Raw genomic sequence first — 12,737 nt, 5'->3', positions numbered from 1 at the left:
TGACCATATAGAGCGGCGGCCGGCCCGCGAGCCGGCCGCCGCCACCCGGGACGGGCGCGGCCTCGCCGCGCCCGTCCCGTTCGTTTTCCCCGCCCGCATAGCATGTCCCGGACGGAAACTACGGGACGGGTGATCGGTGAGCGAGCTGCGGACCAAGGCGGAACACACCAGGGCGATCCGCGATCTGCGCAGAGTGGTCCTTGTGGTGAACACCCGGTCCCGCCGGGGCCGCCACCGCTACTTCGAGGCGCTGCGGCTGATGCAGGCCGACGGCTTCCGGCCGCTGCGCACCTACGCCGTCATGGACCCCTCGCGGCTGCCGCAGATCCTGGACGAGGCCCTGGACCTCCAGCCCGACCTGCTCGTGGTCGGCGGCGGCGACGGCACGCTCAGCTCGGCGGTCAAGCACGTCGCCCACCGGGACGTCGCCCTCGGGGTGCTCCCGCTCGGCACCACCAACAACTTCGCCCGCAGCCTCGGCCTGCCCCTCGACCTGGCCATGGCGGTCAGGGTGTTCAGCCGGGGCAAGGTCGCCGACATCGACCTCGGCATGGCGGGCGACCAGCCGTTCGCCAACCTGGCGAGCTTCGGGGTGTCGGTCGAGGTGGCGGGCACGGTCAGGCCGTGGCTCAAGCGGATGCTCGGCCGCGCGGCCTACCCGCTCACCGCGCTCACCGTCCTGCCCCGGCACGAGCCGTTCCGCGCCTACATCACCGTGGACGGCCGCCGCCACGAGCTGCTGACCCACCAGCTCAACATCGCCAACGGGCGCTACCACGGCGGCTGGCAGATCGCCCGCGACATCAGCATCGACAACCGCCGCCTGGTCGCCTACCAGCTCGGTTCTGGCAAGCGGCTGCGGCTGCTCGCCGAGACCCTGGTGCGCGCCGCCGGGGGCCGCTGGCGCAGCCTGGCGGGCGGCCCGTTCGTCACCGGCACCGAGATGCTGCTGGAGACCGAGCCCCCCCTCGCCGCCGACGTGGACGGCGAGGTCCTGCTCCGCACCCCCCTCACCATCAAGGCCATCCCCAACGGCCTCCGCGTCATGGTCCCCCCCGGCTTCATCGACACCTGAGAATGGTCGGCATGACCGCTCCGCCTCTGGAACCTGTCGCGCGCCGTGATCCTGGGGAGGACCCTGCCGCGATCTTCGAAGCGCTTCCGTCGTCGCATCGCGCCCAGTTCCGGTCGGAGTATGACGAGGCTCTGGACGTCGCGTACGACCCGGCCGGGTTCAAGCGGGTGCGGACGCTGCTGCGCCAATGGCGGCTGCGAGCGATCGCCTACGCCCGTCCCGGCTACGAGGAGGCGGTCGAAGACGCCCTCCAAGGCCGCACAGAGATGTTCACCGGCTATGCCGAGTGGCGGCGGACGGTCTCGTGAAGTTCAGAGGGCGTCGAGGGCGGTGGGGCGGGGGGTGCGGGCGCGGCCGTCCAGGGAGGAGGCCATGCGGGCGATCGCGTCGGTGAGGAGGTCGGGTGGGGTGGCGAAGTTGAACCGGGCGAAGCCGCGTCCCGGCGCGCCGAACTTCAGGCCCGAGTACAGGGCCACCGAGCCGCGGCGCAGGAACCATTCGGCCGGGTCGTCGCCGAGTCCGAGCGCCCGCAGGTCCAGCCACGCCAGGTAGGTCGCCTGCGGCGGCTGGTACCCCACTCCGGGCAGTCGTTCGGCGAGCAGGTCGCCCAGCAGGGCGCGGTTGGCGTTCAGCCCGGCCATCAGCGCATCCAGCCACGGCTCGCCCGCGGTGAAGGCCGCCTCGGAGGCCAGCACGCCGAACATCCCCGAGCTCTCGCTGACCTCGGCGGCGATGGCGGCGAGGTCGCGGCGGGCCTCCGGCCCCGGGACGGCCAGCGCCGCCTTCAGCCCGGCCAGGTTCCACGCCTTGGACGCCGACACCAGCGCGACCGACCGGGCCGCCGCGGGGTCGTCCAGCGACGGGAACGGCACGTGCCGCGCGCCCGCGTAGACCAGCGGGGCGTGGATCTCGTCGGAGACCACCCGCACCCCGTACCGGCTGGCAAGCGCGGCGACGGCGCGCAGTTCTTCCTCGGTGAGCACCAGCCCGGTGGGGTTGTGCGGGTTGCACAGCAGGAACGCGGCGGCGCCGGCGGCGAAGTCGCGCTCCAGCGCCGCGAGGTCCAGCCGGTAGCCGTCCGGGCCGAGCGCGAGCGGGCTCTGCACGACCTCACGGCCGATGCGCGGCAGCCAGTAGAAGTACGGCGGGTAGGCCGGGGTGTTGACCACCACCCGGTCGCCCGGGGCGGTCACCAGGTGGAGCACCTCGATGATCCCCGCCATCACGTCCGGCACCAGGCGGATCGCCGCCGGGTCGGTGTGCCAGCCGAAACGGCGGGCGGCGAACGCGGCGAAGGCCTCCGGCAGGCCGCACGCCACCGCGTACCCGGTGTCGCCGCGGGCCACGGCCTCGCGCAGCGCGGCGGCGATCGGCTCGGCGAGCGGGGTGTCCATCTCCGCGACCCACATCGGCAGCACCTCCGGCGGGTACTCCCGCCACTTGGCGCTGTGACGTTCGCGCAGCTCGCCGAGGCCGAGCGCGGAGAGGGGCCCGCCGGGGCCGTGGCCGGTGCCGATCAAGGTGATCCTTTCGGGAGGGTGTACCAGGCTCATCCCCACGAGACCCGGTTTCATCCGTCATTGAGGTGATAGCACATGATCTGTCCCCTTGGCGGTCCGGGGGTGATCGCCCATCTCCTACCCGATCGGGTGTCACCGTCGAAGTGGTCAGCAGGGACCTCGGCGACCTGATCGAGGCCGAGCGGTCGCCGCTGGCCTACCTGGAGTACGACCCCAAGGACGACGAGTTCGCGGTCGGCCTCGGCGGGCCCAGCGGAGACACGGTGACCCGGCACGCCGTCCCCCACCCGCGCCAGATCATGGCGGACACCGTGCAGCAGGGCTCCGTGCGGGCCTTCGACGTCGTCGACGCGGAGGGCGCCCAGACGATCGTGACGCTGCGCCGCCCGCGGCTCGCCTCGCGAGCGACCTGAGCTTCGCACGGAGGCGCGGGCGTGCTGGAATGGCCGGGACCGGCCCCCTGCCAAGATCGGACGCCCGCATGGACTTCGAGCTGAACGAGGATCAGCGCATGTTCCGGCGCACCCTGCGCGAGTTCGTCGACCAGGAGATCATCCCCGTCGCCTCCGAATGGGAACGCGAAGGACGCTACCCCGAGGAGATCGTCGAGGGATTCCGGCGGCTCGGCCTGTTCGGCGTCACCGTCCCCGAGGAGTACGGCGGCCTCGACCTCGACCGGGTGTCCTTCGCCCTGGTCTTCGAGGAGATCGCCCGAGGCTGGATGGGCGTGGCCGGCGTCCTCGGCTCCCACACGCTGTCGGCCTGGATGATCGCCCGGTACGGCACCGACGAGCAGCGGGCCGCCTACCTGCCCGACCTGGCCACCGGCGCCCGCCGCACCGGCATCGCCCTCACCGAGCCCGGCGCCGGCACCGACCTGCAGGGCATCCAGACCCGCGCCGTCCGCGACGGCGACGAGTACGTCATCGACGGCACCAAGACCTGGATCACCAACGCCCGCCACGCCGACCCCCTCCCCGTCCTGGTGAAGACCTCCATCGCCGAGCCGCCGCACAAGGGCATGTCGGTGCTGCTCGTCGACGCCGACCGCGGGTTCACCGTCAGCCGCGACCTGCCCAAACTCGGTTACAAGGGCACCGAGACCTGCGAGGTGGTCTTCGACGGCGTCCGGGTGCCCGCCTCGGCCCTGCTCGGCGGGATCGAGGGACGCGGCATGCAACAGGTGCTGTCCGCGCTGGAACTCGGCAGGATCAACATCGCCGCCCGCGCCGTCGGGGTCGCCCAGTGCGCCTACGAGGCGGCCCTGAACTACTCCCGGGAGCGCCACGCCTTCGGGCAGCCCATCTCCGGCTTCCAGGCCGTCCAGCTCAAACTCGCCGACCTGGCCACCGAGATCCAGGCCGCCCGGCTGCTCACCTACTGGGCGGCCGACCGCTCACAGGCCGGCGCGGTCAACGCCGAGGCGGCGATGGCCAAGTACTTCGCCTCGGAGGTCGCGCTGCGCGCCACGATGGAGTCCATGCGCATCCACGGCGGCTACGGCTACTCTCAGGAGTTCGTGGTGGAACGCCTTTACCGCGACGCCCCGCTCATGGCCATCGGCGAAGGGACCAACGACGTGCAGCGCATGGTCATCGCCCGCGCACTGCTGTCCGGCGCCGCGAAGGTCGGCTGGTGACGCCCCCCGCCGCCCCGCAGACCGCCGGGGCCGCCGCCACGGAGACCGCCGGGGCCGCTGCCACGGAGAGCGCCGGGGCCGCTGCCCCGCAGGCCGCCGGGGACTGCCTGTTCTGCCGTATCGCCAAGGGGGAGCTGCCCGCCCACCTCGTCCTCGCCGACGAGGTCGCCGTCGCCTTCCTCGACGCCCGGCCGGTGTTCAAGGGCCACGTCCTCGTCATCCCCAAAGAGCACGTCGAGACCCTCGGCGACCTGCCGGGGGAGGCCCTCGGACCGTACTTCGCCCGGGTCCAGGCGGTCTCCCTGGCCGTGGAGAAGGGCCTGGGCGCGGCCGGCAGCTTCGTCGCCATGAACAACCGCATCAGCCAGAGCGTCCCCCACCTGCACACCCACGTCGTCCCCCGCCACAAGAAGGACGGCCTGCGCGGCTTCTTCTGGCCCAGAGTCAAATACGAAGACGACGCCGAAGCCGCCACCTACGCCACCCGCCTCCGCGAGGCCCTCGAATTCACCCCCTAACGCCCCACGCGGGCACCGTCCCCGCCCGAAAATGGGCCTCGCTCCGCTCGGACTGTATTTTTCGGGCTTCGCCCGGGCTCGACCACGCGCGCGGAGACCGGGGATCAGACGGTCTCACCCAATTGCTCGGCCGGCCGCTCCAGGCCGCCTCTGATGAGTTGCCCGTACCCGTCGTCGCCGAGGGCGCCCATTCCGGCCCGGGCCTGCTGGAAGGTTCACGGGCGCGGTCGAGGTCGCCCAGCTTGCGGTAGCACTCGCTCACCGCCTGGCCGATCCGGGTCAGCGTTGGGTCGGCGGTCATCAACGTCTCCTCCACCATCACAGGGCAACCGCGGTCAGCCTACTCACCTGACACGACTCAACGATCTTCATGCGCCGGGTTCGGGCCTTCGAAGCCGGCCCCTGGGACGTGCCCCATGGATCTTCAGCGGTGTTTGGTGTAGATCAGTCCAGTCCGGTTCTATGACGACACTCCCTGGACGGAAGAGAGGTGGTCGTCGATGGGGGAGGGGACGAGAAGACGTGGATGTGTATGAAGCCGTGGACAGTCGCCGGGCTGTGCGGGCGTTCAGCGATGAGCCCGTGCCCAAGGAAGTACTCGAACGAGTGCTGACCGCAGCGACGCGGGCTCCGTCGAGCGGGAACCTCCAACCGTGGCATCTGTACGTTGTGGCCGGTGAGCCGTTGGCTGAGCTCAAGAAGCACGCGACGGCCAGGGCATTGGCAGGAGACCCGGGCGATGAGCGGGAGTATCCGATGTACCCGGCAGAACTGACCTCGCCGTATCTGGACCGCTTTTCCGCCGCTGCTGCCCAGCGGTACAAAGCGCTCGGAATCGAGCGCGACGACCCCGACAGGCCGATGAAGATCGCCACCTTGAACTCGGCGGCGTTCGGGGCGCCGGTTGTGGTGTTCTGCTACCTCGACCGGACGATGGGACCCGGGCAGTGGGGGGACGCGGGGATGTACCTACAGACGGTCATGCTGTTGCTGAGGGCGGAAGGGCTGCACAGCTGTCCCCAGGTGATGTGGACGATGTATCGCAAGACCGTCAGCCGCATAGTCGGAGCCGATGACAGGCTCGCGCTGTTCTGCGGTGTCTCGGTGGGGTTCGAGAAGGAAGACGTGCCACGGCTGCGTACCGAGCGCGCGGAACTGGCGGAAACGGTGAGCTTCATCGGAGCGTGACCGTCAGGCGGTCAAGATCCACGGGACAGGCCCTAATGCCCCGTGTGGTTCCCGTGAGCCGCGCTCCGCCGGATCGGAGGGACACGAGTGGTCCGCGCAGGGGCAGGAACCGGCGCGGCTGTGCTGATGCCTGGTCAGTGGCGACAGGGACGGCCGGTATGACCTGCCGGGCGAGGGCGGCGAGCCAGCCGGTGGTCTCCGGTCAGGAGAGTTCTTGCTCGATGTTGTTCACACCGGGGAGCCCACTGACTGCGCGCCTGACGCGGTCGACGGCTCCTGGACCGTCGAGTACCAGGTGGTAGGACTCCGGAATGTACGCGAAGAGCTTTGTGTCATCCGGCGACCGAGCGAACATGGCCCAGAATGCGTCCTTCGTGGCGTGCCTACGATCCTCCAGGTAGATCGCCCCGATACCGTCGAGGTCGCGAAGGGTCTGGTAGATGGTGGCCTTCTCGGCCGCGCTGGCCTCGCCCCGCCCGAGGCACGGCGAATTCTTCCCCGGAGCGGTCCGCGGGCAGAGCCGGATCGCCACATCGGCCTTGCCGGCCCAGAAGCTCGTCCCGCGCACATAGACGTTCGAGACTCCAGGCAGCGTCTCCACCTTCCGCAGGAAATCTCCGGTCGAGGTGAGGTCCACCACGAATGATTCAGGCATGTCGGATTCGCGGAATGCCTCGCGGGCCGTGGCGCTCAGGGCCCAGGCTTTCTTGAAGTCTTTGAGCGTCTCCGCGCGCGATTGGAACCGCACGGCGGACACCTCGGGCAGGCCCCGGAGGGTGCGTTCGACCATCAGGCGCTGCGCGGCCATGATCGCACGCCCGTCGCAGTTGTCCTGCGCGCTGCCACTCCCGCACAGAAACACCGACGCTTCCCCCGTCGTCGGCCACGGGGCGTCGGGTGGCGGCAGAGGCCCGGCCTCTGTGCGGCGAAGGACCCACGCACCCACGCCGAGACCGGCGAGCAGGACCATCACGATGGCCACTACGACCGGCCGCCTCCGGCGTGCGCCCGGATCGTCTGGGACTTCCTCGAGGGGCATGCGCACGACTGTGCCGGGCGAACCGAACAGGGTCAATTCATCTGATCTCATGAGCCGGCGAGTAAGTGAGCGTTCGAGTGCCCGCGCCGTTAGCCGGCCGGCCAGAGGAATGGGCTCCGAGCCTGAAATGGCACGTCAGAGGGCATCGAAAGCCACTCGTCCCACCCGGCCACTTTCCTCACGACATCGATGGAGAGTGGGAAAGCTATATTTTCCAGTTCTGGCCGTTCGGTTGATGCTATTCGCCGAGGTTGAGAGGCTCTCCTAGAGCTTGTGCGCCTTCAGGGGGCCGAAGCGCGTGAGTGAAGAGTTGATCACCGCTGGAGTCTCGACCGCAGAGTAGGAGTTGCCAGGTATGGCAAGGGGACGCATGGCCCTGGCGTGCATCGCGCTGATCGTGGCATCTGGTCGTGCGGACACGGCTCCGGGGAGCCCTGAACTTCGAGGGCCAGGTGGAGGGATCATGACCGGTGAGGGCATGACCGTCAGCAAGCCAGGTGCGCCCTACTTGTATGGAGGGCTACGTCTGTGCCTGGACAAGCCTGGAACGGTCACCGTGAGGGCCGTACGTTTGGAGCACCCCCGCGGAATGCGCCTTGACGCTTACACCCTCCTCCCTCACGATGGATCTTCGAATGACGACACCATCGGAAGCGGCGAGTCAATCACCATCCAGCGCAAGGGCCTGCCCCAAGGGGTTCGGGAGGTCACACAGGTCTGCTCGCCTGAGGACTCGCCGATTCAAGTACGCGCCGAACTGGTTCTGCAGCTGTCCCGTCCAGGTGAGGCGAGCGGCTATTCATCGGCTTTTCTCGTCGATTATGTGAGCGGCGGGATCGAAAGAAGCACACGCATAGACCTTAATTACTGGTTATGCTCGAAAACCAGAAATGACATGCCTGACTTGTGTAGCCCATAGTGAGCTTTTCCATCCTGCTTCGCGTAGCCGAAGGATGTTCATGCCGTGCATCCGGTTCTTGCCGGAGTGGTACGACAGGTCGGCGGCCACCCGGTCGATCGGGATGAGCGTTCCGTCGAGTATGACGAAGGCGTAGTCGGCGCGTTCGGGGGCCTGTGATGTCTGGTCCAGGCTTGTAGCGCGACGGGAGGGCAGCATGGTGGCCTCGTGGATGTAGTGCCAGGCGGTGGCCGATCCCGGAACGACCTTGGCCGCTCATAGGTCAATTCTGCTGCACTCCGGCGTCCAACGGGCGTGGGTTTTCATCCAGTGAAAGATTTTCTGCCGTGTGATGGCCGAGAGATAGCATGACCGCCTCCTTGTGATTCAGGTTTCAAAGAATGCGGGGTTCGATGCAATCCCCGGCTCGGCGTAGACGGTTGAGGGGAGCGTGACCCGGTGGGTTACAACGACCTTTTTGAATACGACGCCGCCGGTGCCCTGGTGGGGCGCGCCAAGCAAGTGGAACGCATATGCGACTTCCTTGCCGCCACCGATCGTGGTGGGGCGCTCCTGCTGTCGGGGCAGGCGGGAGTGGGCAAGACGGTCCTGCTCAATGCCGCGGCGGAAGCCGCGTCCCTAACCGGAACGCGTGTCCTGCGTGCCGCCGGAGTCGAGTTCGAGGCCGACGTGAGCTACTCCGGACTGAACCAGCTCCTTTTCCCCCTCTCCGAGGCGTTCGGCGATCTCGACAGCGCCCACAGTGAAGCCTTGCGTGTCGCGCTGGGCTTCGGCAGCGGACCACCACCGGACCGGCTTGTCGTGTCGAGCGCGACCTTGATGCTTCTGCGTCAGGTGGCCGCCGCGGAGCCGCTGCTTCTCATCATCGACGACCTGCCCTGGGTGGACCGGGCCAGCGCTGCCGTGCTGGGCTTCGTCGCGCGCAGGCTCGACGGCAGCCGCGTCGGCTTTCTCGGCGCCATGCGCTCGGGGAGTGAGACCTTCTTCAACCGCGGCGGGCTACCTGAATACGAGGTGCCGCCGCTGGACGGGAAGTCGTCGAGGGCCCTGCTCGACGCACACTTCCCGAACCTCGCCGAGCGGGTGCGTCAGCGACTGCTGGCCGCGGCCGAGGGGAACCCGCTGGCTCTGCTCGAGTTGCCGACGGCGCTGAGCGGGCAGCAGCGCGTGGCGCTGGAGAAGCTTCCCGCGGTGCTGCCGCTCAGCCAGCGGCTGCAAGCACTGTTCGTCTCCCGGGTCTCCAGCCTCCCTGCTGCCGCGCGGCGTCTGCTGTTGCTCGCGACGATGGACGGGACCGGTGACCTCGGGGTCCTGCAGGCAGCGGCGCGGCAGGGCGGCCACGACGTCGATCTCGATGACCTGGCGCCTGCCGAGCAGGACCAGTTGGTGAACTTCGACGAGGGCACCCGGCGGCTCGTCTTCCGCCACCCCTTGATCCGCTCGGCGGTCGTGGACGCCTGCACCAGTGCCGAGCGCCGCGCGGCCCATCGTGCCCTGGCCCACGTACTGGTGCATCAGCCCGAGCGCCGGGCCTGGCATCTCGGAGAGGCGTCCGTCGAGCCGGACGAGCAGGTGGCCGTCCTGCTGGAACAGGCCGCGCATCGCATCGCGGCGCGCGGAGACGCCGTCGGGGCGGTGGCGGCGTTGGTACGGGCCGCCGATCTGAGCCCCCGTGGTTCGGACCGTGCCCGCCGACTGGCGGAGGCCGCCTACATCGGCGCCGACGCGACCGGGGAACTGCGCGGCGCGTCGGAGCTGCTCGAGAACGCCCGCCGGGCGGACCCGGACCTGACGGGCTCCCTGCGCTCCGCTTCCGCCGCCGTCTACCTGATCATCAACGGTGACGGAGACATCGACGCCGCTCACCGCCTGCTGGTGGGCGCCATCGAGTCCGGCACACACGGGTACGACGCCAAGGACAACGCCCTCATCGACGCGGTCCACCTGCTGCTGCTCCTGTGTTTCTTCAGCGGCCGCGCAGAGCTGTGGGTGCCCTTCTACACCGCGGTCGCCTCCCTGCGACCGGAGCCGCCCGCCCTGCTGTCCGTGGCCGGCAAGACCTTCTCCGACCCGGCACGTACGGGAGTCGCGGCACTGGAACAGCTGCAGACCGTCCTCAGCGAACTTCCCGAGGAGACCGACCCCGGCCGTATCGTCCGAATCGGCACCGCGTCGCTCTACCTCGACCGGCTGGCAGACCTTCGCGGGCCCTCCTGGAAAGTCGTCCTCCAGGGACGGGACGGCGGCCCGGCGCGCCGACACCTCGGCGCGCTGATGCACCTGTGCCTGGACGACTACCTGACCGGCAGGTGGGACGAGTGTGCGGATCTGGCCGACGAAGGACTCCAGCTGTGCGAGGACTCCGGCTACCGGTTCTTCACCTGGTACTTCTGGTACTGCCGAGCCGTCATCGCCGCCGCCCGCGGGGACGACGACACGGCCGGCCTCCTCACCGACCAGATCACCCGGTGGGCGACGCCTCGGGGAGTCGGGACAGCGCTGCACTACGCCTGGCACGTACGCACCATCGCGGATCTCGGACGCGGCGACTTCGAAAGCGCCTACCAGCACGCGACGGCGATCAGCCCCGCCGGCACTTTCGCCTCCCACGTCCCGCACGCCCTATGGGTGGCGATGGACCTCGTCGAAGCCGCGGTCCGCACCAACCGCCAAGCGGAGGCGGCCGCCCATGTGCGCGCCATACAGGAGACCGGGATCGCGGCGCTCTCCCCACGGCTCGCCCTTCTCGCCGGCGGCTCGGCGGCGCTGTGTGCCGCCGAAGATGAGGACGCGGTACGCCTCTTCGACACGGCGCTGGCCGTGCCGGGCGTCGAGCGGTGGCCGTTCGATCTGGCCCGGGTGCGACTCGCCTACGGCGAAAGGCTCCGACGAGCACGGGCGAACGCGGACTCCAGAGGGCCGCTGAGCCTGGCGTACGACGCCTTCACCCTGCTCAGCGCCCGTCCCTGGACGGAGCGCGCGTCCAAGGAACTGCGTGCCACCGGCTGGGTCGCGCCGAGAACCGCCGCCGCGGGTGACACGGTGCTCACGCCGCAGGAGCGGGAGGTTGCGGATCTGGCCGCGTCCGGCCTGAGCAACAAGCAGATCGCCGAGCGGCTCTTTCTCTCGCACCGGACCGTCGGCGCGCACCTCTACCAGATCTTTCCCAAGCTTGGGATCACCTCACGAGCCGCGCTCCGCGACGCGCTTTCGGCCTTGGACGAATGACACCACCGCACCAGCACGCCCACGATCGACCAGTGGGCTTGTTCCGCTTCCGCCCAAGCGGAAGCGGAAGCGGAACAAGCGTCCAGGAGGGGTCCTTTGGGCGGCGGCGTCAGTCCCGGTGCACTCCCGTCCGGCTAACCGCCGCTGCCCGCGCTGCCGGTCCCTGGCCCGTCGCCGGGTGGACCGGCGGCGACCCGCAGCGGACGGCCGCCCTTCGGTCCGTCCACCACGGCCGCGATGGCCTTGGCCGTCTGGGCGACGTCCGCGTCGGTGCCGGCCCGCTCCGCCAGGGTCACGTCCACGCGGTCGACCAGGCCGGGATACCGGCCCTCATACGCCTCGGCGGTCTCGGCGTCATCCGGATAGACCAGGCGCAGGTGCCGGCCGGTGTCAGGCATGAGCGAGCCGGAAACGACGATCGAGGTCTCTATCCCGAAGCCGGTCAGCTCTTTGGCATAGCTCGCCGCGAGATGGTCGATCAGCGTGACGGCTTCGGAGTGCAGGGCGAGGTAGGGAGCCGCATCGGCACGGTGGCCGGAGGATACGACCCAGACCAGCAGGCCGTCCCGGCGCTCGCGCATCTGCGGCAGCACCGCACGGTTCACCCGCTGGGTGGACAGCACATGCGCGTCGTAGATCTGCGCCAACTGGTAGGGAGTGAAGGACTCGACGGGCCCCCGGGGTACAGGTCCCATGGTGTGGATCACCACGTCGATTCGGCCGGCTTCCGCCGTGATATCCCTGACCGCGGCGGAGACCGAGCGCTGATCGGCGATATCAAGTGCGACGGGACGCAGCGCGCCCTGCGCGCGGGCGTACCCGTCCAGTTCGGCGATGTCCTCGGGCGGACGGCCGGAGGCGGGCCCGATTCCGGCGTAGGCGGTGTGACCGGCGCCGGCCAATGCCTGCGCGGTCGCCGCCCCGAGACCGCTGGAAGCCCCGGTGACAAGAACGATCTTCGACATCACGCTCCTCTCCTCAGCGGATGGGGGCGCTCTGTCTCCTGCCCGGCTGTTCGCTCGACGCAGGAAGTGAGGTCCCACTCGACAGGTACAACGGCGTACCTGACCACGTGGCCAGTGTCGGTGCTGTGGGATCGGGTCGCCTCGGTCAAATGACTGCGCGCGAGACCGCGGTTCATGCCGCCCGCGGCAGGGCCGCGTAAGTGCCGCTCGGCACCTGAGGTTCCGGCCTCGGCCGCTGGGCGCCGGCAGCGCACTTACTTTGACGGTCGTGGTGGGTACGGCGTCCCGCGTACATGGTCATCAGCCGGCCCGACATGGGCGAATGCCGGAGCGGGTCGCCTCCGAAGCCCGCGTTATGTGGGTCTGACCTGGAGGGACACCAGCGGGCTGGTGAAATGACCGTCAGCGCGGCGCGATGGCGCAGATCTCAGGTGGCCATTCGACGGATGCGGACCGGGCGCGTCTGGCGACACTCTGAAGAAGCGCCGCAGGATGCGTGCTCGACGTGCATCGGGGGCGGATCGCGGGGAGCGACGGTCCGGCTTCGCGTGCGGTGAGCAGCGGTCTTCGACTCCAGGTTCCTTTCCGCTGGATGGCGGGTGGGACGCGGGTCTCCCACGCGCCACTGTCTCCACCGATCGGTCCG

At 69.5% G+C, this 12,737-nt stretch carries 10 protein-coding genes and 1 pseudogene; 7 read left to right on the top strand and 4 right to left on the bottom strand.

Features of this window, described 5'->3' with window-relative positions; genetic code table 11:
- Window positions 1–136: 136 nt before the first annotated feature.
- Both ACFQSB_RS32480 and ACFQSB_RS32475 read left to right on the top strand, forming a co-directional pair.
- On the top strand, window positions 137–1,075 hold the full coding sequence (locus tag ACFQSB_RS32480; RefSeq protein WP_354839489.1) for a diacylglycerol/lipid kinase family protein: 939 nt from the start codon (window positions 137–139) through the stop codon (window positions 1,073–1,075).
- An 11-nt stretch (window positions 1,076–1,086) separates the two neighbouring features.
- Complete coding sequence (locus ACFQSB_RS32475) at window positions 1,087–1,383, top strand: DUF6247 family protein (protein WP_380830661.1); 297 nt, start codon at window positions 1,087–1,089, stop codon at window positions 1,381–1,383.
- A gap of 3 nt (window positions 1,384–1,386) precedes the next feature.
- On the opposite strand, the gene ACFQSB_RS32470 is transcribed toward ACFQSB_RS32475, so the two are convergent.
- Window positions 1,387–2,595, bottom strand: a complete 1,209-nt coding sequence (locus ACFQSB_RS32470; protein ID WP_380830660.1) for a MalY/PatB family protein — start codon at window positions 2,593–2,595, stop codon at window positions 1,387–1,389.
- 65 nt (window positions 2,596–2,660) lie between these two features.
- Between ACFQSB_RS32470 and ACFQSB_RS32465 the strand changes: the two genes are divergently transcribed.
- The 4 genes from ACFQSB_RS32465 to ACFQSB_RS32450 all read left to right on the top strand — a co-directional run bounded on the left by ACFQSB_RS32465 (window position 2,661) and on the right by ACFQSB_RS32450 (window position 5,940).
- On the top strand, window positions 2,661–3,008 hold the full coding sequence (locus ACFQSB_RS32465) for a DUF5335 family protein (protein ID WP_380830659.1): 348 nt from the start codon (window positions 2,661–2,663) through the stop codon (window positions 3,006–3,008).
- A 68-nt stretch (window positions 3,009–3,076) separates the two neighbouring features.
- The gene (locus tag ACFQSB_RS32460; protein WP_354839501.1) at window positions 3,077–4,234 is read left to right on the top strand and encodes an acyl-CoA dehydrogenase family protein; all 1,158 of its coding nucleotides are present in this window, start codon (window positions 3,077–3,079) and stop codon (window positions 4,232–4,234) included.
- Window positions 4,231–4,752, top strand: a complete 522-nt coding sequence (locus tag ACFQSB_RS32455; RefSeq protein WP_380830657.1) for an HIT family protein — start codon at window positions 4,231–4,233, stop codon at window positions 4,750–4,752. Before ACFQSB_RS32460 ends, ACFQSB_RS32455 begins: the two co-directional genes overlap by 4 nt.
- A 522-nt stretch (window positions 4,753–5,274) precedes the next feature.
- Window positions 5,275–5,940 carry a nitroreductase gene (locus tag ACFQSB_RS32450; RefSeq protein ID WP_380830656.1) on the top strand — a complete coding sequence of 222 codons (666 nt, stop codon included), beginning with the start codon at window positions 5,275–5,277 and terminating at the stop codon, window positions 5,938–5,940.
- A 202-nt stretch (window positions 5,941–6,142) separates the two neighbouring features.
- Here the strand turns inward: ACFQSB_RS32450 and ACFQSB_RS32445 are convergent, their stop codons facing one another.
- On the bottom strand, window positions 6,143–6,979 hold the full coding sequence (locus tag ACFQSB_RS32445) for a permease-like cell division protein FtsX (protein ID WP_380830655.1): 837 nt from the start codon (window positions 6,977–6,979) through the stop codon (window positions 6,143–6,145).
- A 952-nt stretch (window positions 6,980–7,931) separates the two neighbouring features.
- Window positions 7,932–8,030 (bottom strand): annotated as a pseudogene (locus ACFQSB_RS32440) (IS5/IS1182 family transposase); the annotation flags it as partial.
- A gap of 306 nt (window positions 8,031–8,336) precedes the next feature.
- Here ACFQSB_RS32440 and ACFQSB_RS32435 point away from each other — a divergent pair.
- On the top strand, window positions 8,337–11,126 hold the full coding sequence (locus tag ACFQSB_RS32435) for an ATP-binding protein (RefSeq protein ID WP_380830653.1): 2,790 nt from the start codon (window positions 8,337–8,339) through the stop codon (window positions 11,124–11,126).
- Window positions 11,127–11,260: 134 nt separating this feature from the next.
- Here the strand turns inward: ACFQSB_RS32435 and ACFQSB_RS32430 are convergent, their stop codons facing one another.
- Window positions 11,261–12,091 carry an SDR family NAD(P)-dependent oxidoreductase gene (locus tag ACFQSB_RS32430; RefSeq protein WP_380830652.1) on the bottom strand — a complete coding sequence of 277 codons (831 nt, stop codon included), beginning with the start codon at window positions 12,089–12,091 and terminating at the stop codon, window positions 11,261–11,263.
- Window positions 12,092–12,737 lie beyond the last annotated feature (646 nt).

Origin of the sequence: Sphaerisporangium rhizosphaerae (assembly GCF_042665155.1) — a bacterium.
GTDB classification, from domain to species: Bacteria; Actinomycetota; Actinomycetes; order Streptosporangiales; family Streptosporangiaceae; genus Sphaerisporangium; species Sphaerisporangium rhizosphaerae.
Note: the sequence above shows the minus strand (reverse complement) of the source record. Positions and strands in the feature narration are given on the sequence as shown.

Excerpts from the sequence above, each read along its gene's own strand:
- ACFQSB_RS32445 (WP_380830655.1), bottom strand. The coding sequence starts at position 6,979 with ATGCCCCTCGAGGAAGTCCCAGACGATCCGGGCGCACGCCGGAGGCGG.
- ACFQSB_RS32475 (WP_380830661.1), top strand. The coding sequence starts at position 1,087 with ATGACCGCTCCGCCTCTGGAACCTGTCGCGCGCCGTGATCCTGGGGAG.
- ACFQSB_RS32430 (WP_380830652.1), bottom strand. The coding sequence starts at position 12,091 with ATGTCGAAGATCGTTCTTGTCACCGGGGCTTCCAGCGGTCTCGGGGCG.
- ACFQSB_RS32460 (WP_354839501.1), top strand. The coding sequence starts at position 3,077 with ATGGACTTCGAGCTGAACGAGGATCAGCGCATGTTCCGGCGCACCCTG.